This window comes from Flavobacterium sp., from assembly GCF_028689845.1.
Taxonomy (GTDB): Bacteria; Bacteroidota; Bacteroidia; order Flavobacteriales; family Flavobacteriaceae; genus Flavobacterium.
On the sequence record NZ_JAQVCH010000001.1, the window covers coordinates 100073 to 124362 of the forward strand.

Sequence of the window (24290 nt, forward strand, 5' to 3'; positions counted from 1 at the left end):
GCGGCTTAGTAAATTATCCTAACCATAAACTCCACGGGATTCGGCTTAAAATAAGCAGTAATCCTAAACCATAAAAAATCATAATTTTTTGAAATTTTAAATGATTTTCTGCTTTTTTATGTTTTGACCAACCTATGGTAATTAATACGATTGCAATGATATTAATTAACGGATGCTCTAAAGAAGTTAATCGTATAGCTGAATCTTTCATTTGTCCCAAGGAGTCTAATCCTAAAGGTGAAACCACATACAGCAATAACCCTAATAACAACTGAATATGCGTAAAAATTAACCCAAAAAGTGAAATGCGTAAATCTTTGGGTTGGAATAGTTTCTTACCACTATAACCAATGACCGCATTAATAACGGCTAAAAAAAGAATGATTAAGGCTAAATAAGCCCACCAAGAATGCAATTTTTGTAATAAATCGTACATGTCTAATTTTTTTTAAAAACAAATATACTAAAAAACACCATCATTAACACCGTTCCATTTTACTTTTGATTTAAAAATTGCGTCAGTAAAAAAGTGGTTGAACTGTCATGCTTTTTGATATTTCCAGAATTGATTTCATCTAAAATAGAATTAGCTAATTGTTTGCCTAACTCCACACCCCATTGGTCATAGCTAAAAATATTCCAAATAACACCTTGCACAAAAATTTTATGTTCATACAAAGCAATTAATGAACCCAATGTTTCTGGCGTCAATTGCTTGATTAAAAAAGTATTGGTTGGTCTATTTCCTGAAAAAACTTTAAAGGGCATTAAAAAGGCTGCTTGTTCTTTTGTAATTTCTTGTTTTTTGAACTCGGCTTCAACTTGTTCGGCTGATTTGCCATTTAATAAAGCTTCTGTTTGAGCAAAAAAGTTTGACATTAGCTTTTCGTGATGGTCTTGATTTCCGTATAATGAATGTACAAAACCTATAAAATCGGTTGGAATTAATTTTGTTCCTTGGTGAATTAACTGAAAAAAAGCATGTTGTGAATTGGTTCCTGGTTCGCCCCAAATAATGGTTCCCGTTTGATAATTCACTGGATTTCCATCACGGTCGATACTTTTTCCATTGCTTTCCATAATTCCTTGTTGTAGATAAGGAGCCAGTTTTTGTAAATACTGTGAATAGGGAATCAAGGCTTCACTTTCAGCTCCAAAAAAATTATTATACCAAATGCTCAACAAAGCTAAAATGACTGGGATATTGTTTTCAAAAGGCGTCGTTCTAAAATGCTCATCCATGTCGTGAGCTCCAATTAATAGCTTTTCAAAATTAGCATAGCCAACCGCTATACTAATGGATAATCCAACGGCACTCCACAACGAAAAGCGACCACCAACCCAATCCCACATGGGGAAAATATTATCGGGATGAATACCAAATTCAGATACTTTTTGAATATTTGTTGACACTGCCACAAAATGCTTGGCAACATCTTCTTGTTTTGCTGATTTTAAAAACCATTCTCGAATTGTTTCTGAATTAGACAAGGTTTCTTGCGTCGTAAATGTTTTTGAAACAATGACAAAAAGCGTTGTTTCTGGATTTAATTTTTTAATCACTTCATTCACATGGTCGCCATCAATATTCGATACAAAATGGACATTCAAATGGTTTTTATAAAACTGTAATGCTTCCACCACCATGGCTGGTCCTAAATCTGAACCGCCAATTCCGATATTCACAATATCCGTAAACGGAAGATTGGTAAATCCCTTTTGTTCCCCAGAAATAATTTGTTCTGTAAAATTTTTAATTTTGTTTTTTACCGCTACAATTTCTGGCATGACGTTCATTCCGTCCACCATTATATTTGCGTTTGATGGGGCTCGTAAAGCGGTATGTAAAACGGCTCTATTTTCGGTTTGATTGATTAAATCTCCTTTGAAATACTTGATAATGGCATCTTTTAAATCGACTTCATTTGCTAATTCAAGTAAGTATTTTTTTGTTTCATCTGTTATGATGTTTTTGGAATAATCAATTAAAAAATCATTCCATTGCATGTGGAATTTCTTAGTTCTATTAGCATCTTGATCAAATAATTCCTGCATACAAACATATTGCATTTCTTCAAAATGTTTTCTCAAATTTTGCCACGCTTCGGTACCTGTAGGATTTGTGCTTTTTAAAGCCATGAATTCAAATTTATTTAATTTGTATTTTTGTAATGCTGTCTAATTCTTTTTTCAATGGTGCGATATGTATCAAATATTTTTGACGGTGTTTCTCACTCATTGGCTCTGCGTTTGGCAATTTTTGTGAAAGCGGATCTACTTGTTCGCCATTTTTCCAAAAACGATAACAAACGTGAGGTCCAGTTGCTAAACCCGTACTTCCAACTTTGCCAATAATTTGTCCTTGCTGCACATGTTGCCCTTGTCGGACTAAAATTTTCGACATGTGTAAATATTGGGTCGAATAGGTGCTGTTGTGTTTTACTTTAACATAATTTCCATTACCGGCAGTATAACCAGTTCGTTCTACTGTTCCAGAAGCCGTTGTTTTAATTGGTGTTCCTGTTGCCGCGGCATAATCTGTTCCTTTATGAGCTTTCCATCGCATTTGCACAGGATGAAAACGTTTTGGTGAAAAGCGGGAAGAAATTCTAAAATAATCTAACGGAGCTTTTAAAAACATCGTTTTTAGGCCTTTTCCTTCTTCGTCATAATAGTCTACCTTTTTGACTAAACTATCTAATTTATAAGGGAAAGCATAGATTTTTTTTCCTTTGTGTTCAAAGAACGAAGCTTCCATTCTATCAATTCCGGCATAAATACTATCATTGATATAGCGTTCGTAAAAGGTAATTCCGAATTGGTCATCTTTTTGAATTTTAAAGAAATCAATGGAATATTCGTAGATTTTAGCCAAATTAAAAGCCATCGAAGCATCTACCCCATTTTTACTCAAGGTTTCTGACAAGGAACCTGTGATTTTAGAAGCAATTGTTCTTCGTTTAATCGTAATTGGTTTCCGCTTATTATAAGCTAAGACAGTTGAATCCTTAAATTCAACAACGCTATAATTGATGTTATCAGGTTGATAAATAAAAGCGTATAATTGATGTGGCGTTTTTTTGGATTTTAAAAGTGTAAATGGTTTTCCAATTTGCAAATCACGTAATTTAAAACTATCACGAATACTTTCTGTTACTTCATGAACTTTGAAGTGGCCGATGTTGTTTTCTTCGAGCAGCTTTCCGAATGTATCTCCACTATGAATCGTGTCTCGCACGACGACATAATCATTTAATGTAAATCCAAATTCTTCCACAATTGGTTCTTCTGGAACGATTTCTTTAGAGACAACTTTTTTTTCTTTTTCTTCGCAGGCGAGCAAGAGTAGTATTAATAAGGTAAAGGATACTATTTTGAATTTCAAGATTTCATTTTTAATCAATTATACATTTTCTTTTTCGCCCCACGAGGCTAATTCTTCTGGAGACCATAATTCTGGAAAGAAAATTCTTCGTTGGTATTTAGGAAGCATGTATTTTTTCCAATCACTTCCACCCGTTGCTTCACCAGTGCCATGACCACTTTCAATGTATTTTTTGGCGGCGTAATAATGTCCCATCACCCAAGTAATATTAACGGTATAATCATAATGTCGCATGGCTTTTACTAAATCTTCATTTTGCTGATCTTGTTCTGGTAATTGTTTGAATTTTTGCCATAAATTAGAAGTATTATGCTCTTCCATATAACGCAAAAACTCCTTTTTATATTTTCGTTCAAACTCTAAAATTAAAAACGATTTTTCACCTGTTTGATAATCTTTTCCTGCTGCTTGCCAGTATAAATGTTCAAAAGCGTGTTCATACGGTGTGTTTCTGTCGATAGTTGCTCTAAAACGGTAGTCGATTAAGTTTATTAAATCGGTTGAAGCAAATTCAATTAAACGATATTGAGCACTTTGAAAACCACTTGCCGGTGTTAACGTATTGCGGAATTTCATATATTGTTCTACATCCATTCCGTCTTTCATGATGGTAAAGGAAGTGGTTAACATATCAAAATAGCGACTAATTCGCATTAACTTTTCGGAAAAATAAACCGTTTCTGGTTTTTCTGTTTGACAAATTTGCTCCATTTCCCACAAAATCATTTTAAAAAGCAATTCATTCACCTGATGATACATCACAAAAACCATCTCATCGGGCAAGGTGGTGCGTTGGGTTTGAAGATTCAACAACGCATCGGTTTGAATATAATCCCAATAGGTAATTGGTTTTGCCCATAACAACCCTTCTAAATGCGTTTCGGTTTTTTGATTTATCGCTTGAAATTTTTCTTCAATTTTTTCTAATATATCTTGGTGAGCTGCTAAATTCATTTTGGTTTAGATTTTACGGTGAATGTGTTTTTTAATCCTTTGAATTGATCCAAATCTGCTTTGATTGAACCTACTGCTAGATTCGCTTTGATGCGAAGCGGTAATTTATTCTTATCATCTGATATCCAAACGGTTAAGCTTTCTTGTTCTTTAAAAACACGACCAGCTTGCACATAAGGTCTAAATATCATTGTAGAAATAACTCCAAATTTAGTTTTTAAATCTTCACGACCAATAAATTTTAGCTTAAATTTAGTCGTTTCATCGTCAAAAAACATATCCACATTGATGGATTCGCCCACTTCGAGATGGTCAACTTCGGGATGGTTTCGCAAATAATAAAAAGTAGATAAAATATCTTGTGTATTATAAGGAACTTCAAAGGTTTTCTCCGTCTTCTTTTTGTAGTCTTTTACCATAACCGTTTTGGTTTTATGGTCAAAAAAACCCTCTTGATTTTTGGTATAGCCTCCTTCGTCAATTTTTCTAACAAATTGATAAGGACTACCCGATTCTTTATCAAAATAAGATTGGTAATCGTCGTTTACTTCAAAGAAAAACTTGGTCATTCCCACGGTGTATCCTTTGCCTTTGGCATGATAGACTTTTTTGTTATTTCTAACAGCATCTTTTACTTCTAACTCAGCGTATCCAGCATTGATAATTCCGTAATGAATTCTAAACCGAAACCATTCGCCTACCTCAAAAGCAGAAGACTGAGCAGGTTGTGTTGCTGTTGGCGTATCAAAACTAACCGTGGTAAGAAATAGTATAAAAAACAGTAATTTTTTCATTTGAAGATTTTTATTGTTTTTAAAACTATAATGAAATCAGAGTTTTATCAAAACTCATAATCAATTTTCGATTTCAGAATAGCACTTGATTTTCAACAATTAAATCAATTTCTGTTCCAAATGTAGTAAAACTAAAAAAGACGTCAAAAAATGTGAGGTATTTAATGTTTTTTTAAGATTGTTTTGGGAAGATGGCACCTTGAATGCTTTTGAGAAGACAGTTGGGCTTTTATGAGGTTGTGAATGAGTTGCAAGGTGATCGAAGAATTTAATAATAAAAAAAAACATTTATAAAAATGTCGCTTAACTTTAACTTCACTATTTATTTGCCTATTCCTTATTCTAATTTAAAAGAAGGGCTGATGGGGCATAGAGCATTTATAGAAAACATTTTATTGAAGAAAAAAACGTGGTAGGTGACAGTTGTCATTTTTTAGGATTATTTAATTTCTAATTTTCAATGGAAAAGTAATTTGATTATTAGCGAAAGAATTGATAGAGGAAACCGTTTAACTAATTTTTTGATTCTTTTCGTTTCCCGTTTTCACCGGAATAATTATATAATTCTTTTCATTTTATGATTTTAACGAGGTGATGAAAAAGTAATTAACAATACGCTTATTGTTGACTAAAATATTTAACATTTAAAAAATATTTTGTAAGATTTTTTTAATTAGCTTTACTCTTATTTAAAAATAAGATGCTGACTATCAATAACTATAGCTTTTCGACCTTCGACCTTCGACCTTCGACCTTCGACCTTCGACCTTCGACCTTCGACCTTCGACTTTAATTCCAATCTTCAAATGGAATAAGCTCAAATATGGTTTTCGTAGGGATTTGCTAGTGTTGCCCACGTTAATCTAAAAAACTAGTTTTAGTAATTCTATTTTTTAATCTAAAACTTATTTATCATGAAAAAATATTTTAATATCATTATTTTGGTTTTTGGTTTGATTGGAAACGCCCAAACTAACTATATCAGAACATTAGGCACTTATTATGGAGATGAAAACATGCTTATCACAGATAGCACCTCTGATAGTGAAGGTAATATAATCATTATAGGGAACATTACAAATTCTGAAAACACAACGCAGTTCACTATAGCTACAGCTAATGTTCATCAGGAATCTTTTGGAGGTGGGTTAAGAGATGGATTCATCGCAAAATTCACTATAGATGGGCAACTTATTTGGGCAACTTATTTTGGTGGTGAGAATGAGGATATCGTGACAAATTGTACTATTGATCATGAAGATAATATTTTAATTATAGGACATACTAAAAGCACAACAGGTATTGCAACTACAGATTCCTTTCAACCTTTTAAAATTGGAATAAAAGATAATTACATAGCAAAACTAGACAAAAATGGGATTCTAATTTGGAGTACTTATTATGGTGGTATTGACGAAGTTGATAGTGCATTACCAAACGAAAATGAGAATAATTCTGCCTTCAATGGTTTTTCTTGTATAGAAACCAATAATAACGGTGCTGTCTTTGCTGTTATAGATACTCGGACGTCTAACGGAATGGCTACTGAAGGTGTGTTTCAAGAGATTATCAATCATAACAATCATTACATGATTGTAAAATTTTCAACATCTGGTGAACTCCAATGGGCTACCTTTTACGGTGTAAATGGTTCAAAAATTAATGGTTTACAATGTGACAATGATAGTGTTTATGTGTTAGGAAATGCTGTTGATTGTCCTCCTAATTTTTCGCCAAATATTTATTTTGCGACTGATGAATGTCATCAGCCGAATCCAGTTACATGTTTAAATGCTTTTATTTCGAAATTTGACACAGAAAACGGAACAAGAATTTGGAGCACCTATTTTGGAGGATTAAATAGGGATCATTTATTTAAAAGCAGTTTCAAATTATATAAAAATCATTTATACTTTGCTGGAATAACTGGAAGCAATACAAATATTACAACTTCAAACAGTTTTCAACCTACTAAAGATGTTGGTCTTTCAATTTTCTTTACCAAATTTACTACAACTACAGGACAGCAAGTTTGGGGAACTTATTACGGTAATTATGTTGAAAACCAAAACCTTGGTAGGGTTGGCATTACTGCATTTGATGATTATTTGTATATTTTTGGACAAACCGATTTAGCTTCTAATTTTACAACACCAAACAGTTATCAAGAAAATTTTAGTGGTGGTGGCGATGGTTTTCTTCTAAAATTCACAACAGATGGCGAACGTGATTGGGCTACTTATTTTGGTGGTTGGAGTGAAGATAGAGTAGATAATGTATTGTTTAAAGAAGATGCTATTTTTCTACTTGGTATGACAAAAAGTTCTCAAAATATTTCAACCCCTAATGGGTTGCAGCCAAATTTATTAAATTATGGTGACCCCAATCTTGGTGCTCCAAGCAATATCTTTATTGCTAAACTCGAACCAAACGTGCTTTCGTTGCAAGAAAATCTGCTTGGAAAGCCGACTGTATTTCCAAATCCAAACCAAGGTAGTTTTACACTTGTTTTGCCATCAGCTTCAGAAGGTTTTCTTGAAATTTATAATGTTTTAGGCAAGAAAATACATCAAGAAAAAGTAAATTCAAATCAAGTTATTTCTACTGTCAATTGGTCAAAAGGCATTTATTTTGCTAAAATTACTAGTGAGAATGCTGTTTTTGAAACGGTGAAGATTATTGTGGAGTGAGCTAGTTGGAGTAGTGATTATTGGCCACAGATTTGACGGGCTTTTTGATTCTTTTCGTTTATTATGATTTTGGCCTACAGAGCATGAGGTTTAAGGAAATTTTCGGAGCATATTTTAAAAAAGTTAGCACCTCTTTTTATGTTAAAAAAATCGTGAAACTAACTGTTAATTATTCCATTTTAAATAGACAAAAAATAGTTTTATTCTAAAGCCAGAAATTAAAAGAGTTGTAAATAGTTAAGATATAATTGGTTTAGTTTGTTTTGATAAGAATTTGAATAAAAACTCCATTTAGCGAACTAAAAATGCCTTAGACTGAAAGAAGATGTAATGTTTAAAATTGAGGTGAATTAATTGAAATGAAAGTAATCTTTTAATATAATAAAAAAGCCAATTACAAGACGTAGGTGGATAATGGAATGGTTTAAAGATTGAATTAATTCGTGCTTTTTTGAAAAGTTATAAAAAACACAAAACCCAACCGAAACCGATTGGGTTGTATGCTATTAACTAACCAAAAAACTATAAATTATGAAAATTTATAACATCAGCAGGTAACCACTCCCGCTTTTGCGAGTGCAAAGGTAAGTAGCTTATTGTGTTATTAATAACAAATAATCGACTTTAACTAAACATTTGCAAAAAACACAGTATTTGAATGCCTAAAATTTCATTATCTGTAATTTTCAGGTGTTTTTATAACGTTCCTCTCAACGCTTGCTCTCTTTCAATTGATTCAAAAAGGGCTTTAAAGTTACCTGCACCGAAACCTCTTGCACCCATTCGTTGAATAATTTCAAAAAACAAGGTTGGTCTATCTTCAATTGGCTTGGTAAAAATTTGTAATAAATAACCTTCTTCATCGGCATCAATCATGATTCCTAATTTTTGAAGCTCTTTAATATCTTCTTTAAATTTGTGCATATGATCTTTTAAGCGTTCTGGAATGGCATCATAATAGGCTTGCGGAGGCGTACTTAAAAATTCAATTCCTCTTGACCGCATATCAGCAACTGTGGTAATAATATCATCGGTTGCTACAGCAATATGTTGTACCCCTGGCCCTTCATAAAAGTCTAAATATTCTTCAATTTGCGACTTTTTCTTTCCTTCTGCAGGTTCGTTGATTGGAAATTTAATTCTTCCATTTCCATTACTCATCACTTTAGACATTAGAGCAGAATAATCCGTAGTGATTTGCTTATCATCAAATGAAAGGAAATTCACAAAGCCCATCACATCTTCATACCATTTAACCCAAGTATTCATTTCGTTCCAGCCCACATTTCCTACCATGTGATCAATATATTTTAATCCTACCGCAGCTGGATTATAGTCTGATTTCCATTCTCTATAACCAGGCAAGAAAGCTCCTTTGTAATTTTTACGTTCTACAAACATATGAACGGTTTCGCCATAAGTATAAATTCCGGCTCGCACTACTTCGCCCTGTTCGTCTGTTTCCACGGTTGGCTCCATGTATGATTTTGCTCCTCTTTTCATCGTTTCTTCGTAAGCTGAACGTGCATCTTCTACCCATAAAGCAACAATTTTAACACCATCACCATGTTTTTTTACATGCTCACCAATTGGCGAATTGCTGTTTAGAGCAGTTGTTAAAACCAGACGGATTTTATCTTGTTTTAAAACATAAGAAGCTCTATCTCTTACTCCTGTTTCTAACCCTGAATAAGCTAATGATTGAAACCCAAAAGCTGTTTTATAAAAATGGGCTGCTTGTTTAGCATTGCCAACATAAAACTCTACATAATCTGTTCCGAGTAAGGGAAGAAAATCTTGAGCTCCTTCAAATATTTTTTCTAATCCGTATTCTACGTTTTTAATTTCTTGTGACATAATTGATTTATTTTAAAACTTTTGTGTGTTGTTGTATTTTTTTTACTCTAAAAATTAGGCTTTATTATTTTATTCTAACCAAGACAAATAATAGCTGTCATCTGCAATTTTCATGGCTTCTTCGGTAACCATTAAAGGTTTAAAAGTATCGACCATTACGGCTAGCTCTTGGGTTTCTTTTTTGCCAATACTTCTTTCTGCAGCTCCTGGATGTGGGCCATGTGCAATTCCTGCAGGATGCAAAGAAATATGTCCTGCTTCAACATCGTTACGACTCATAAAATCGCCATCTACATAATACAATACTTCATCTGCATCAATGTTACTATGGTTGTAGGGTGCTGGTACAGATAATGGATGATAATCATATAACCTTGGCACAAATGAACAGATTACAAGTGCACTCGTTTCGAAGGTTTGATGAATAGGTGGTGGAAGATGAATTCTACCTGTAATAGGTTCAAAATCATGAATAGAAAATGCGTATGGATAATTAAATCCGTCATAACCAATCACATCAAAGGGATGGGTAGCATAAATCATGTCGAAGATTTCATCTTTTTTCTTCACTTTCATTAAGAATTCTCCTTTTTCGTTATTGGTTTCTAATTCGTATGGACGACGAATATCTCTTTCGCAATAAGGCGAATGTTCTAACAATTGTCCGAACCAATTTCGATATTGTTTTGGCGTATAAATTGGCGAATGTGATTCGACAATAAACAAACGATTATCTTCTGAATCAAAATCAATTTTATAAATAATTCCACGTGGAATAATTAAATAATCTCCGTATTTAAAATCAAGGTTGCCATAAATCGTTCTCAACTTACCTGTTCCGCGATGAATGAATATCATTTCATCCGAATCTGAATTTTTATAAAAATAATCGGTAGTTGATTTTCTTGGAGCAGCCAAAGCAATATGACAATCAGAGTTTGTCAATACAATTTTTCTGCTTTCTAAATAATCGTCTTCTGGAGGAACTTGAAACCCTCTTAATCTAAAAGATTGAATATTGTTTTCTCGAGCAATTTTTGGGGCAACATTATATTGTCTTTGAATTTCTTTTACTTGTGTTGGCCGATGTTCATGATAGGAATTGGTTGACATTCCGTCAAAACCAACTGTTCCAAATAGCTGTTCATAATACAAATCGCCATTAGGCTTACGAAATTGTGTATGTCGTTTTGGTGGGATGTTACCGAGTTTATGATAAAATGGCATATTCTTTTTTAATTAGAAATTAAACAATAAGAATGATTAAACAAACGTGTTTTTAACTTGTTTTAAAAACAGTAATAAAGCAGTAGTGCTTCTATTACTCAGGATTTCTTTTCATCATAAAATGAAGAAAAACTAGCCGTTCTTGCCAAAATTTTAATTGCATCACGAGTTGTTTGTTTTAACTATTTTTCTTGATATTGATTCCAACAATTATACCTACGGCAAACGCTATTAACAAACCGATAATTAAAATCATTACGCTATTTTTAAAATCCTATTACAAATATCGTAAAAATTATTCGATAGTAGGCAAAATTAAAACCAAAACCCAACGGCAAACCACGTATAGGATTCTTTGGTTTCGGGCGACCAGCTTTGTTTAATTTCCAAAGGGCCAAATATGGTTTCTATTCCATAACCAATGGCATAGCCGGAATAACTAGGCAATTTAAGCCAACGGTCATTTACAAAAATATCATTTCCAATATTGGCAAAATTAGCACTTACATTCAAATGGTTTTTTTTAAAAAGCTCATAATCCAGTGTGATTTCGGCCATTACATAACTGTTTCCTGTTAAGCCTACAAAGTTATATCCATAAAAATGACGGAAATTATTGAACTGTTTAAATCCATACCCTCCTAAAAAAAAGTTGAGTAACGGAATACCTTGTTCACCTAGCGTAAAACCTCCTTCTGTTTTTAAGAGAACGGTTGCTCTTTTAGTGATACTTTGGGCATAGACTGCTTCTGCTTTAAAAACAGAATGTTTTAAAAGTATTTCTTCAAATTCAGACGACGCTACATACGACTGTGCATCACCCATGAAAAACCAACCCGTTTTTGGAAAAAATTTATTATCAAGCGAATCAAAATTAAGATTCCCAAAAAGCGAGACATAATCTCCATTATCAAAAATACTATTTGAATTGGAAAATGTTTCTGATTGAAAGCGGATGTTATCATATTGGACTCCTACTTTTGCACTAAATTTTTGCACAAATAAGGTTTGAAAATACAATTGGTTAGAAAAATTGCGATAGCCTAAATTAATAGAATTGGTTCCGTCTTCTTTATAGATGTCCCATTGTTCAAAATTAGTTTCTACATTTCGATTAAATTGGTACAATTTGGCATTGAGCCCCACACTTAAATTGTAACCCACATCGACATTATAATCAAAGAAATACCGAAAATTATCGCCTAAAACAAAATCGGAAGAAAACACATCGTTTTTGAACAATAGTTTTCGTTTTGTAAAATTGAGGAGTACACCGCTTTTAAATAATCCGTCAAAATGTAATCCGAATTTTAAATAGGTTTTTGTTTTATTCTCTACCAAAAAAAGATTGAGTTCATCACCTTCTCCGTTTTTATCTAACGTATAGGACAAAGAACTAAAATTCTGTGTAGTATTTAAAAAATCAATTCCTTGAACTAAATCCAAATAGCTAACTTTTTTCCCAGGTTTGAATCGTAGTTTACTTTGAACATAATAGTTAGTATAGTTTTCAAGGTCGTTGGTAATGATATCTGTGATGAGCAAACTGTCTTTTTCGCTTTTAGGAATAACTGTTTTTTGAACAATATAATTTGTGCTTAATTTTTTAAATTCTGATTCAAATTCACGGGCAGCTTCTGCTCCATTTTGAATAATTTCTGGCCCTTTTTCAAATGAAACTAATGTAAAATCATTAATGTTGGGTTTAATATAAATATCAACTAATGGTTTTTTTTCATCCATTTTTTTAATCATCTGCAAATTTGAAATTTGAGATAATAATTTTGTTGCTTCATTTAATTCCGCTCTTTCTTTCATTTCGTATTGAACGTCTACGCCAATAATAATGTCGGCACCCATTTTTTTTACTTCTTCTACCGGAAAATTGTTTAATACACCGCCATCAATTAAATATTTACCATCAATATTCACAGGTGCATAAAGGGTTGGTAATGCTCCACTAGCCACAATTGCTTGTGCTAAAAAGCCTTGGTCTAAAACAACTTCTTCACCCGTTTCTATATCAGTTGCAACACAAACAAAAGGAATAGGTAGTTTTTTAAAATCTCGAATATGTCGCACATGGTGTGTGAGTCGCGTTAATAAATTATAATTATACAATCCTCTTGAAAGCGAGATAGGAACGCCAATTTTAAACTTATTAAAAGGCAAAGTCACCGCATACCGATCATTATATTCCCGTTCATAAAAATCTTTTGATTTTCTAGGTGTGTAATCTCGAATAATCGCATCATAATCGGCGGCACTAAAAATACTATCAATTTGAATTCCGGTATATCCTGCCGCATATAATCCGCCGACAATTGCTCCCATGCTCGTTCCACCAATATAATCGATTTTAATACCGTATTCATCAATCATTTTTAACACGCCAATATGAGCCAAACCTTTTGCTCCACCACCAGATAAAACAAGTCCGATCTTAGGTTTTCTTAAAGTATCTTGAGCGAATAAGGTTGAAGGTTGAAGGTTGTAGAAAAGAAATAGTAAGTATGTAAGAAGTATAAAAGGTTTCGAGAGAAATTTTTTCTCTATTTTCTTTTCACTATTTTCTATTTTTAAAATGGTCAAGGTATTAATTTTCTGATTCTTTGTAAAATTCGGTAATTTTTTTGGCTTTTGACAATCCAACAACGGCGGATATTTCATTTTCTGTTGCTAATTGTATTCTTTTAACACTTTTAAACTGTTTTAGCAGCAAAACCATCGTTTTTTCGCCAATGCCGGGAATAGTTTCTAATGAATTTTGTAAAGCCGATTTGCTTCTTTTATCGCGATGGTGCGTTATTCCAAACCGGTGAGCTTCATTTCGCAATTGCTGAATAATCTTTAAGGTTTCTGATTTTTTATCTAAATATAACGGGACAGAATCTCCGGGATAAAATAATTCTTCCAATCGTTTAGCGATGCCGATGATGGCAATTTTTCCGCGTAAGTCTAACGCATCTAAACTCTTTAAAGCAGATGAAAGCTGTCCTTTTCCGCCGTCGATAATAATTAGCTGAGGTAACGGCTGGTTTTCTTCCGTCAGTCGTTTGTAGCGGCGATAAACCACTTCTTCCATCGAAGCAAAATCATCCGGCCCGACTACGGTTTTGATATTAAAATGACGATAGTCTTTTTTACTTGGCTTTCCATCTTTAAAGACTACACAAGCGGCAACGGGATTTGTACCTTGAATGTTTGAATTATCAAAACATTCAATGTGACGTGGCTCTACAGAAAGACGTAAATCTTTTTTCATTTGAGCCATGATGCGATTGGTGTGCCGTTCTGGGTCAACTATTTGTATTTGTTTTAATTGTTCCAACCGATGGTATTTGGCATTGCGTTGCGAAAGTTCTAAAATGCTCTTTTTATCGCCCAATTGTGGAACTGTTACTTTTAAAGTGTTTCCAAAATCGAGTTCAAAAGGCAAAATGAGTTCTTTGGAGGTTAGTTGAAATCGCTCACGCAATTCGACAACCGCTAACGCTAATAAATCTTCATCCGATTCATCTAATTTCTTTTTAAGTTCTAGTGTATGCGAACGAATGATTGCTCCATGAGCTATTTGAAGAAAATTGATGTACGCCATCGTTTCATCAGAAATAATAGAAAACACGTCAATATTAGAAATTTTTGGATTTAAGATGGTTGATTTTGCTTGGTAATTCTCCAAAACCTCCATCTTTTCTTTTATTTTTTGGGCTTCTTCAAACTGCAAGTTATTCGCTAATTCTTGCATTTTTAGTTTGAACTCCTTGAGACTTTCTTTAAAATTCCCCTTTAATATATGCCGTATCGCATCGACTTGTTTTTGATAGTTTTCTAAGGATTCCAAACCTTCACAAGGCCCTTTGCAATTTCCGATATGGAATTCTAAACAAACTTTATATTTATGGTTTTTAATATTAGATTCGCTCAAGTCATAATTACAGGTTCGCAACGGATACAATTCTTTAATTAAATCCAATAGCGTGTGCACCGTTTTAAAACTTGTATACGGACCAAAATATTCTGAGCCGTCTTTAATCATATTACGAGTTGGAAAAATTCGGGAAAACGGTTCTTTTTTTATGCATATCCACGGATAGGTTTTATCGTCTCGTAAAAGCACATTATATCGCGGTTGCAGCTTTTTGATTAGATTGTTTTCTAACAATAAAGCATCTTGCTCTGTAGAAACTACAATATGTTTAATTTCTACAATTTTGCGAACAAGCACATTGGTTTTTGCGTTATCGTGAACTTTATTGAAATAAGAAGCTACTCTTTTTTTGAGGTTTTTGGCTTTTCCAACATAGAGAATTTTTTCATCTTTATCAAAATACTGATACACTCCCGGACTATCGGGTAAGGTTTGCAATTGAAGTTCGATGGATGGAATACTCATTTTTGGACTATCTTGTAACGGATATTTCTGTTTGGCAAACAAATTTAACGCTAAAAAAGAAACGAAACAAACGTCTTTTTAGTTTAGATTTTTTTACTTTTATGTCATGGATAAAAAAGCAATACGAAAAAAATATAAGGAACTCAGAAAAGCGTTATCAAACGACGAGCGTGACGAGCGTAGTTTAGCGATTGCCAACCAATTGCTAAAAATTCCTATTTGGGATAAAACCTATTATCATTTATTTTTAACTATTTCTGAATTATTAGAAGTAGAAACGGAATTTGTTTTGCAAGTTTTAGCGGGAAAAGACAAAGAGATTGTGGTTTCTAAATGCGAGTTTAAAACTGTAGAAATGTTGCATTTTTTATTAACTGAAAATACAAAAATCAAGAAAAATAGTTTTAATATTCCAGAGCCCGTCAATGGTTTAGAAGTTCCTGTCTCAAAAATTGAAGTGGTTTTTGTGCCGCTTTTAGCTTTTGATACTAAAGGAAACCGAATTGGTTATGGCAAAGGTTTTTATGACAAATTTCTATCTGAATGCAAACCAAATACAATTAAAGTAGGTTTGTCTTTTTTTGAAGCTGAAGCAGAAGATTTTGAAACACACGCATTAGACCAAGTGTTAAACTATGTGATAACCCCACAAAAAGTGTATCAATTTAGCTCGTAGCGATTTCCGTTTCGGCAGTTCCAAATGCTTTTTTATTAAAAACAATTAGAATTCCGACACCCGTAGAAATGGCCATATCGGCAATATTAAAAATTGCGTTAAAAAAGGTAAAATATTTTCCGCCAAAATAAGGTAACCATTCAGGAAGCGTTCCTTTCCAAATAGGAAAATAAAGCATGTCGACTACTTTGCCGTGAAACCAAGTTCCGTATGGGTTTTCAGAAAAAAGAACCGCAGGAGCATTATAACTGTCATTAAAAATAACGCCATAAAAAACACTGTCGATAATGTTTCCAAAAGCACCCGCTAAAATCAAAGAAACGGCTATAATCAAATAATTAGAACTCTTTTTTTGAACGCTATCCCACAACCAATAACCAATTCCGAATACCGCCACAATTCTAAATAAGGTCAACATGAGTTTTCCATAATCTCCTGGAATTTCTGTTCCCCAAGCCATGCCTTCATTTTCTATAAAGTGAATTCGGAACCAATCAAAAACGTGGATTTCGCCGCCGAGAATAAAGTTGGTTTTAATGTATAATTTAGAGACCTGATCAGCTAAAAGAATCAGAACAACGATGATATAGGCCTTTTTTAAAGTCATTTTTTAAATTTTATCGTGCAAAAATAGGAATATTATCGCTCAAAAAGAGCAATTCTATCGCGGAGTCTATAATTTTAGGTTTTTTTTAAACCTTTTTGTTCAATTTTCTTCATTATTCTGATAAAGACAAAAAAAGACCCCGCAAAAAGCGAGGTCCATTTCAACTATTTGAAGGACAGTTAACGCTGCATATTTTTAGCTTCTATACTCATGGTAGCATGAGGAACTAATTTCAAACGATCTTTTGAAATTAATTTTCCAGTCACTTTACACACTCCGTAGGTTTTATTTTCTACTCTGAAAAGAGCATTTTTTAAATCGCGGATAAATTTTTCCTGACGAATGGCTAATTGTGAGTTGGCTTCTTTACTCATCGTTTCGCTACCTTCTTCAAATGCTTTAAATGTTGGCGACGTATCGTCTGTTCCGTTATTTAAATCATTCATATAGGCACTTTTAATAAGTTCCAAATCATTTTGAGCTTTCTCGATTTTCTTTAAGATAATTTCTTTGAACTCCGCCAAATCGGCTTCTGAGAACTTCACTACTTCATCTGTCATAATCTTTATTATTTTGAAATTATTATTTTTGTTTTAATATCATCAAACTCAATTTCCGTACCATTTTCAATTCTTTCTACAAAAACCAAGATTTTAGTTAAGGTTTCGGCTTGAACATACTCTAAATTCGTTGAAATTGCTTTTTCTAATTGTTTGTTTTTTTCCAATCGTACTTCAATCTTATCTGTGACTTCGAATCCACTATCTTTTCGAATGTTTTGAATACGGTTGACTAACTCTCTCGCAACCCCTTCCATTCTTAGCTCTTCCGAAATGGTAATGTCTAAAGCAACTGTAATTCCGTTCGCATTTGCCACTAACCACCCAGGAATATCTTGCGATGAAATCTCGACGTCATCTTGTGATAAAGTTATTGATTTTCCTGAAAGAACAAGCGTTAAGCTTCCTTCACGGTCAAATGTATTGATTTGTTCTTGCGAAAAAGACTGTATCTCTTTGGCAATCAACCCCATATCTTTTCCAAAACGAGGCCCAAGTGTTTTGAAATTAGGCTTTATTTGTTTCACCAAAACGCCCGAAGCATCGTCTAGCAAGACCACTTCTTTGACGTTTACTTCTGCTTTAATTAGGTCTGAAACTGCTTCAATTTCATGTCGCTGATTCTCGTCAAGTATTGGAATCATTACCTTTTGCAACGGTTGACGCACTTTAATCATTTCCTTCTTACGCAACGATAAAACAAGCGAAGAAACGGTTTGTGCTTTCATCATTCTACTCTCTAACGATTTATCAACATATTTTTCAACATATTTAGGAAAATCTGCGAGGTGAACGCTGTCAAAATTTTCTGTCTTTGTGGTTTGTGTTAAATCGCGGTAAAGCCTGTCCATAAAGAACGGAGCGATAGGTGCGGCTAATTTTGAAACGGTTACTAAACAGGTATACAAGGTTTGATAAGCGGCAATTTTATCGGTGCCATACTCGCCTTTCCAAAAACGGCGACGACACAAACGAACATACCAATTGCTTAAATTCTCTTGTACAAAATCGGAAATTGCTCTTGCTGCTTTAGTTGGTTCATAATCGGCATAACTTTCGTCTACCAATTGAACCAATGTTTGAAGCTCTGATAAAATCCACCGGTCTATTTCAGGTCTTTCCGTTAGAGGAACTTCCTCTTCTTGGTACGTAAAACCATCAATATTGGCATATAAAGCAAAAAAAGAATACGTATTATACAAAGTTCCGAAGAATTTTCGTCTAACTTCTGCAACGCCTTCTATATCAAATTTTAAATTATCCCACGGATTGGCATTGGCAATCATATACCATCGCGTCGCATCGGGACCATATTGAGCTAACGTTTTAAAAGGATCGACTGCATTTCCGAGTCGTTTGGACATTTTTTGTCCGTTTTTGTCTAAAACTAAACCGTTTGAAACGACATTTTTATAAGCAATTTGATCAAAAACTAAAGTTGCAATGGCGTGCAAGGTATAAAACCAACCTCGGGTTTGGTCGACCCCTTCTGCAATAAAATCAGCTGGAAAATCTTTATTCTCTTCAATTTTTTCTTTGTTTTCAAATGGATAATGCCATTGTGCATAAGGCATTGCCCCCGAATCGAACCAAACATCTATTAAATCCGTTTCGCGTTTCATTGGTTTTCCTGAAGCAGAAACTAAGATAATCTCATCGACTACATTTTTATGTAAATCAACTAAATCATAGTTTTCTTCTGCCATATTTCCAATTTCAAAACCTTTAAACGGATTTTCTTTTTGGAAACCAACAGCGATTGATTTTTCGATTTCAAGATATAATTCTTCCACAGAACCGATTACTATTTCTTCTGTTCCTTCTTCATTTCGCCATATTGGTAAAGGAATTCCCCAATAACGCGAACGTGATAAATTCCAATCGTTGGCATTTTTCAACCAATTTCCAAATCGGCCTTCACCCGTGGCTTTGGGTTTCCAATTAATGGTTTCATTTAAGTCGAACATCCGTTCTTTTACTTCGGTTACTTTGATGAACCAAGAATCTAGCGGATAATATAAAATGGGTTTATCGGTTCGCCAACAATGTGGATAACTGTGAACATATTTTTCTACCTTAAAGGCTTTGTTTTCTTCTTTTAATTGAATTGCAATTTCAACATCGACCGATTTTTCAGGAGCTTCGCCATCATTATAATATTCATTTTTAACATATTTTCCAGCATAATCACCTAAGCCTTTGATGAATTTTCCTTGTAAATTGACTAGCGGCACAAGGTTTCCTTTTTCGTCTAATACCAACATAGGTGGCACTTCGGGTTTTGCTTCTTTAGCAACTTTGGCATCATCTGCTCCAAAAGTAGGAGCCGTATGTACAATTCCAGTTCCATCTTCGGTCGTTACAAAATCACCTGAAATTATTCTAAACGCATTTTCTGGGTTATCATTAGGAAGAGCTAAAGGCATCAGTTGTTCATATCGAATACCAACTAAATCAGCTCCTTTGAATTCGGATATAATTTGATAGGGGATTTTTTTATCTCCTTCATTAAAATTTTCAAAATCATGAGGCTCATTACTTTCAAAAAAACCTTTACTAAATTGTTTTCCGACTAAGTTTTTAGCTAGAATTACTTTTGTGGGTCGAAATGTATATTGATTAAACGTTTCTACCAAAACATAATCGATTTTTGGCCCAACGGTTAACGCTGTGTTGGAAGGCAAAGTCCATGGCGTAGTTGTCCAGGCAAGAATATGCACCTCTCCAAATCCGGATAAAAAATCGGGTAACGTTTCATTTATCGCTTTAAACTGAGCCACTACGGTGGTATCGGTTACATCTCTATAACTTCCGGGCTGGTTGACTTCGTGCGAAGATAAACCTGTTCCTGCTTTTGGTGAATACGGTTGGATTGTGTAGCCTTTGTATAACAAATCTTTATTATAAATTTGTTTTAGCAACCACCAAACCGTTTCCATATATTTGGATTTATACGTCACATACGGATCACTCATATCGACCCAATAGCCCATTTTTTCTGTCAAATCGTTCCACACATCGGTGTACCGCATGACTGTTTTTTTACAGGCTTCGTTATATTCTTCCACCGAAATTTTGGTGCCAATATCTTCTTTGGTAATGCCCAATTCTTTTTCGGTGCCGAGTTCTACGGGCAAACCGTGCGTATCCCAACCTGCTTTTCGTTTTACTTGAAAGCCTTTTTGGGTTTTATACCGACAAAAAATATCTTTAATAGCACGAGCCATCACGTGGTGAATTCCAGGTAATCCGTTGGCCGAAGGAGGCCCTTCAAAAAACACATACGGTTTATTCCCTTCACGAGAAGTGATACTTTGTTCAAAAATCTGGTTTTCTTTCCAATACTTTAATACTTCGTCCGCCACTACGGGAAGATCAAGTCCTTTGTATTCTGTGAATTTCTTATTCATTTAATCAGTTTCTAAATCGAAATGCGAAAGTAATAAATTTAAGTCGAAAGTCGAAAGTCGAAAGTCGAAAGTTGTGAACTAGTCAGATTTAGGTTTTTTTAAGAAAAAACAGCTGCGAGCACATCCAACGACTTTGGTTTTTTAAACCCATCTAAATGTATCGCATAATAATCTAATACGATTTTCAAGAGTAGTTGTCTTTCTGCAGCTACAAACAATTTAGCTTCGCTATCGAAACGCAAATTAATTAATTTTTTAAATAAAAGCGTTTCGTGTTCACTCAGACAACTTACGCCGTGATAAGGTGTAAAAATGCCTTCTGTCAGTTCAAAAAAAGCTGCGTTTTGATTTGAAATAGCTGGATAAAATCCAAAAAAACGGGTCATTCCCAATAAAAGAATTAAATGAAAATTGGCAGCTTCATCATGTTCGTCAAGCCAAAATAAAGCTGCTTCTAAATAGTTGAAAAAATCCTCATTTTTTTCCTCCTCTTGAATACAATGGTGTAAAACTTCCGATAAGAATAATACAATTGCACTTTTAACAATATTTTGATGAATCGTTTTAAAGGGATAGCCCATTCGAACTTCTTTAAAATATTCTAAAGTTCCTTTATTCTTGTGCTTCGCTTCAATTTCTAAAATAGTCAGCGGCTGAAAATAAGCTATTTTTTGAAGGTTTTTTTTGCTTGCAAACGCATTAGCCACAAAATAGGTCTTCATTCCATCAGAGAGGGTTAAACACTTTACAATCAAGGATTTTTCTTGGTATTTTAACGCTGAGATGACAATGGCTTTGGTTTTGACTTGCATGGGATAAAATTCCAAAAAAATAGTGAGAATACCAATAAAAAACGGACGCTCAAATGAGGGTCCGTTTTTTTTAATTTTATAAAAAATTAATCTGTGTAATTATTTTTTCACGATTAAGAATTCACTTCTTCTGTTTTCAGCGTGTTGTTCTTCTGTACAGTTTTCTTTACAATCCACTTTTGGTTGAGTTTCACCCATTCCTTTTCCAGAAATACGCTCTTTTGAAATTCCTTTAGAAATGATGTATTGAATGGTTGATTTTGCTCTTCTATCTGATAAATTTAAGTTATAGATATCTGAACCGCGGTTATCTGTATGTGAATTTGCCATAATAACCATATCTTGATTATGTTGCATTACTTGCACTAACTTATCCAACTCGAACGCTCCTTCTTGCGTAATATTGCTTTTGTTGAATTCGAAGAAAATTGGTTTTAAAACTACTTCTGTTTCGGTTACAATCACATCGATTGGGTTCAATGGAGCATCCACTTTCTTTTCTGGTCCTTTACTTGCGGCTACAGGGAAAGTATTGCTTTCATAACCATCTTTTGAAGCTTGTACGGTGTAGTTTTTATCACATTCAACATAATACGTCACTTCTCCTTTAGAGTTTGACATTTCTGTAGAAATTACGTTTTTCTTATCATCAACAATTGACACTTTAGCATTCGCTAAAATAGCTCCTGTTTTGGCATCCGTTACGATAGTCATTACTTCAACGCCACAAATTGGTGTCGCTAAGTAAATATTATCAACACCTGCTCTATTACTAGAGATAAAGCCAATGTTTTTTTCTTTGTTGAAAGAAAAGGCGAAATCATCTTTTTCACTATTCACAGGTTTACCCATGTTTACCGATTCCCCTTTGCTCATGTCGTACATGAATAAATCATAGCCGCCAAAACCTTGTCTTCCGCTTGACGCAAAATAGAATATTTTATTGTCTTCAGAAACCGATGGAAAACTTTCATCCCCTTCTGTATTGATTTTAGCACCCATGTTTTCTGGTGTTCCAAAAGTTCCATCTTGGTTTACAGCCACTTTCCACACATCGATTCCACCAATTGAACCTGGCATATTAGAAGAAAAATACAATGTTTTTCCATCTTTACTCAAGAACGGATTACCGGTAGAATATTCGTTGTTACAAAAAGGAAGAACGGTGATGTTACTCCATTTTCCGTTAACGTTTGAAGCTTTAAAAAGATTGACTTGACTAATTTTTAATTTAGTATTGTTAATCTTGTCTTTTTCAAAACTTTTCTCTAAAAAACTTTCACTTGCAAAATACATGGTATTACCATCTGCACTTAACGTTACAGGGCCGTCATGCCATTTAGAATTAACTTCTGTCACGGGTTCTGCATTAATAATCGTTCCGTCAAGATTGTAATTCGCTTTATAGATGTCTAAATAAGGCTCTTCGGTCCATCCATAGGTTTTACGAGCACCATTTCTAGCACTAGCAAAATATAATGAATTTTGGTTTAAAAAAGCACCGAAATCTGATTTATCACTATTTAATTCCAATGCTTTCACTTCATATTGTTTTTGTTTATCTAACAATTTTGGTAAGTAGTTTGGATTTGCGTTAAAATCTTTTGCTCTTTGGTCATTTGGTGCTTTTGCCGCAAACTGTTTCATTTGTTTGTTGGCATCTTCATATTTTCCTTGTGCTTTAAGCATTTGAGCATAGCGAAAATATGTTTCTGCCTCTTGAGGTGTTTCCACTGCTTTGGCATACCATTTACTTGCTTCGGCGGCATTAAACATATTAAAATAACTTTCGGCTAACTGCTTGTGAACATAGCCATCCGCTTTACCGTTTTCTGCTATTTTAAGGTATTCTGCAGCGGCATCAAAATAGTCAAATTGCTTAAAAAGCTTATCTGCTTTTTTAGTGTCTTTGTTCTGTGCACTTAGAGGAGCAATGCTTAACATTACTAAACTAAGTATAAATATATAAACTTTTTTCATCGTTTGGATTGCTTATTAGGTTAGAAAAATCGTGATGAACGTGATACCTTTTTCGGGAAATTCAAATCAAACAACAAAATTACCTCGTGCGAGGAAGGTGTTGTAACATTCAAATCAGAAACGATATGGTCATAGGCATAACCGATTCTCAAACTTGGAGAAATGGCATAATTGACCATGGCACCAAAGCTATCTTCTAAACGGTAAGTTGCTCCAATTTCAAATTTTTCATTGAACAAGAAGTTCGTAGAAACATCTAGTGAAGTTGGAACATTGAATGCCGATTTTAACATAAAGAACGGTTTAAACTTAACATTAGGAGATAGGTCAAAAACATATCCACCGGTTAAGAAATAGTGCGAGGTTTCGCTACCATATTCTCTACCATCGTAATCTAAGTGTTTTGCATTTATCATGTTTGGAACAGATAAGGCAACATAGTATTTATCTGTATAATAGAAAATACCCGTTCCAAAGTTAAAATAAGTATTGTTGATGTCATTTGCAAAAACACCATCTTCAGGGTCTGGTAACGTTGGTCTTACTTTATTAAAATTCACATCGTGAAAAGTTACACCTGTTTTTAATCCTAATGCTAAGCGGTGTTCCCCTCCTAGATTTAACGTATATGAAAAGTCTCCATATACATTTTTTTCAGTAACTGGTCCAATTTCATCTGAAATAATCGAAAGTCCAACGCCTACGTTTTTTCCAACTGGCGAACTTCCAGATAGTGTAAAAGTGGTAGGTGCATCTTCAAGTTCTACCCATTGTTTACGGTAGAGAAGGCCAAAGGACAAGTTCTCTTTACTTCCTGCATAAGCTGGATTAATCACGTTCATGTTATACATGTACTGTGTGTAATGAGGGTCTTGCTGAGCCGAAACATCTGCTAGGCTTACTAAAGTAATTAGTATCGCAAAAAATATTTTCTTCATTTTT

General features: G+C 33.9%; 17 protein-coding genes. 2 read left to right on the forward strand and 15 right to left on the reverse strand.

Annotation, left to right across the window (positions count from 1 at the left end; all coding sequences use genetic code 11):
• Nucleotides 1–13: 13 nt before the first annotated feature.
• The 5 genes from PHR76_RS00370 to PHR76_RS00390 are packed head-to-tail and all read right to left on the reverse strand — an operon-like array spanning nt 14 to nt 5133.
• Nucleotides 14–436 (reverse strand): hypothetical protein, encoded by a 423-nt coding sequence (locus PHR76_RS00370; protein WP_300057093.1) that lies wholly within the window; start codon nt 434–436, stop codon nt 14–16.
• 59 nt (nt 437–495) lie between these two features.
• Nucleotides 496–2139, reverse strand: coding sequence for a glucose-6-phosphate isomerase (gene pgi, locus PHR76_RS00375; RefSeq protein ID WP_300057095.1), 1644 nt, complete (start codon nt 2137–2139; stop codon nt 496–498).
• 10 nt (nt 2140–2149) lie between these two features.
• Nucleotides 2150–3385, reverse strand: coding sequence for a peptidoglycan DD-metalloendopeptidase family protein (locus PHR76_RS00380; RefSeq protein ID WP_300057097.1), 1236 nt, complete (start codon nt 3383–3385; stop codon nt 2150–2152).
• An 18-nt stretch (nt 3386–3403) separates the two neighbouring features.
• On the reverse strand, nt 3404–4339 hold the full coding sequence (locus tag PHR76_RS00385) for a tryptophan 2,3-dioxygenase family protein (protein WP_300057099.1): 936 nt from the start codon (nt 4337–4339) through the stop codon (nt 3404–3406).
• Nucleotides 4336–5133, reverse strand: coding sequence for a DUF3108 domain-containing protein (locus tag PHR76_RS00390; protein ID WP_300057101.1), 798 nt, complete (start codon nt 5131–5133; stop codon nt 4336–4338). The genes PHR76_RS00385 and PHR76_RS00390 overlap by 4 nt, the downstream gene beginning before the upstream one ends.
• Nucleotides 5134–6047: 914 nt before the next feature.
• Between PHR76_RS00390 and PHR76_RS00395 the strand changes: the two genes are divergently transcribed.
• Complete coding sequence (locus PHR76_RS00395) at nt 6048–7823, forward strand: T9SS type A sorting domain-containing protein (RefSeq protein ID WP_300057103.1); 1776 nt, start codon at nt 6048–6050, stop codon at nt 7821–7823.
• A gap of 696 nt (nt 7824–8519) precedes the next feature.
• Here the strand turns inward: PHR76_RS00395 and hppD are convergent.
• From hppD to uvrC, 4 genes are all read right to left on the reverse strand, one after another.
• A complete protein-coding gene (hppD, locus tag PHR76_RS00400; RefSeq protein WP_300057106.1) occupies nt 8520–9680 on the reverse strand; it encodes a 4-hydroxyphenylpyruvate dioxygenase in 1161 nt (386 codons plus the stop codon).
• 69 nt (nt 9681–9749) lie between these two features.
• On the reverse strand, nt 9750–10907 hold the full coding sequence (locus tag PHR76_RS00405) for a homogentisate 1,2-dioxygenase (protein WP_300057109.1): 1158 nt from the start codon (nt 10905–10907) through the stop codon (nt 9750–9752).
• Between the two features lie 315 nt (nt 10908–11222).
• Nucleotides 11223–13577, reverse strand: a complete 2355-nt coding sequence (locus tag PHR76_RS00410; RefSeq protein WP_300057112.1) for a patatin-like phospholipase family protein — start codon at nt 13575–13577, stop codon at nt 11223–11225.
• Nucleotides 13504–15303 (reverse strand): excinuclease ABC subunit UvrC, encoded by a 1800-nt coding sequence (uvrC, locus tag PHR76_RS00415; protein WP_300057497.1) that lies wholly within the window; start codon nt 15301–15303, stop codon nt 13504–13506. The genes PHR76_RS00410 and uvrC overlap by 74 nt, the downstream gene beginning before the upstream one ends.
• Before the next feature lie 106 nt (nt 15304–15409).
• Here uvrC and PHR76_RS00420 point away from each other — a divergent pair, with 106 nt between their 5' ends.
• On the forward strand, nt 15410–15979 hold the full coding sequence (locus PHR76_RS00420; protein ID WP_300057115.1) for a 5-formyltetrahydrofolate cyclo-ligase: 570 nt from the start codon (nt 15410–15412) through the stop codon (nt 15977–15979).
• On the opposite strand, the gene PHR76_RS00425 is transcribed toward PHR76_RS00420, so the two are convergent.
• From PHR76_RS00425 to PHR76_RS00450, 6 genes are all read right to left on the reverse strand, one after another.
• Complete coding sequence (locus PHR76_RS00425) at nt 15969–16586, reverse strand: lipoprotein signal peptidase (RefSeq protein ID WP_300057118.1); 618 nt, start codon at nt 16584–16586, stop codon at nt 15969–15971. The two genes, PHR76_RS00420 and PHR76_RS00425, sit on opposite strands and share 11 nt — an antisense overlap.
• Nucleotides 16587–16765: 179 nt before the next feature.
• Entirely contained in the window at nt 16766–17146 is a 381-nt protein-coding gene (locus tag PHR76_RS00430; RefSeq protein WP_300057121.1) for a TraR/DksA C4-type zinc finger protein, read from the reverse strand.
• A gap of 8 nt (nt 17147–17154) precedes the next feature.
• A complete protein-coding gene (gene ileS, locus PHR76_RS00435) occupies nt 17155–20556 on the reverse strand; it encodes an isoleucine--tRNA ligase (RefSeq protein ID WP_300057123.1) in 3402 nt (1133 codons plus the stop codon).
• Between the two features lie 98 nt (nt 20557–20654).
• The gene (recO, locus tag PHR76_RS00440; RefSeq protein ID WP_300057125.1) at nt 20655–21368 is read right to left on the reverse strand and encodes a DNA repair protein RecO; all 714 of its coding nucleotides are present in this window, start codon (nt 21366–21368) and stop codon (nt 20655–20657) included.
• A gap of 99 nt (nt 21369–21467) precedes the next feature.
• Nucleotides 21468–23348, reverse strand: coding sequence for an OmpA family protein (locus tag PHR76_RS00445; protein ID WP_300057127.1), 1881 nt, complete (start codon nt 23346–23348; stop codon nt 21468–21470).
• A gap of 20 nt (nt 23349–23368) precedes the next feature.
• Nucleotides 23369–24286 carry a type IX secretion system membrane protein PorP/SprF gene (locus tag PHR76_RS00450; protein WP_300057130.1) on the reverse strand — a complete coding sequence of 306 codons (918 nt, stop codon included), beginning with the start codon at nt 24284–24286 and terminating at the stop codon, nt 23369–23371.
• Nucleotides 24287–24290 lie beyond the last annotated feature (4 nt).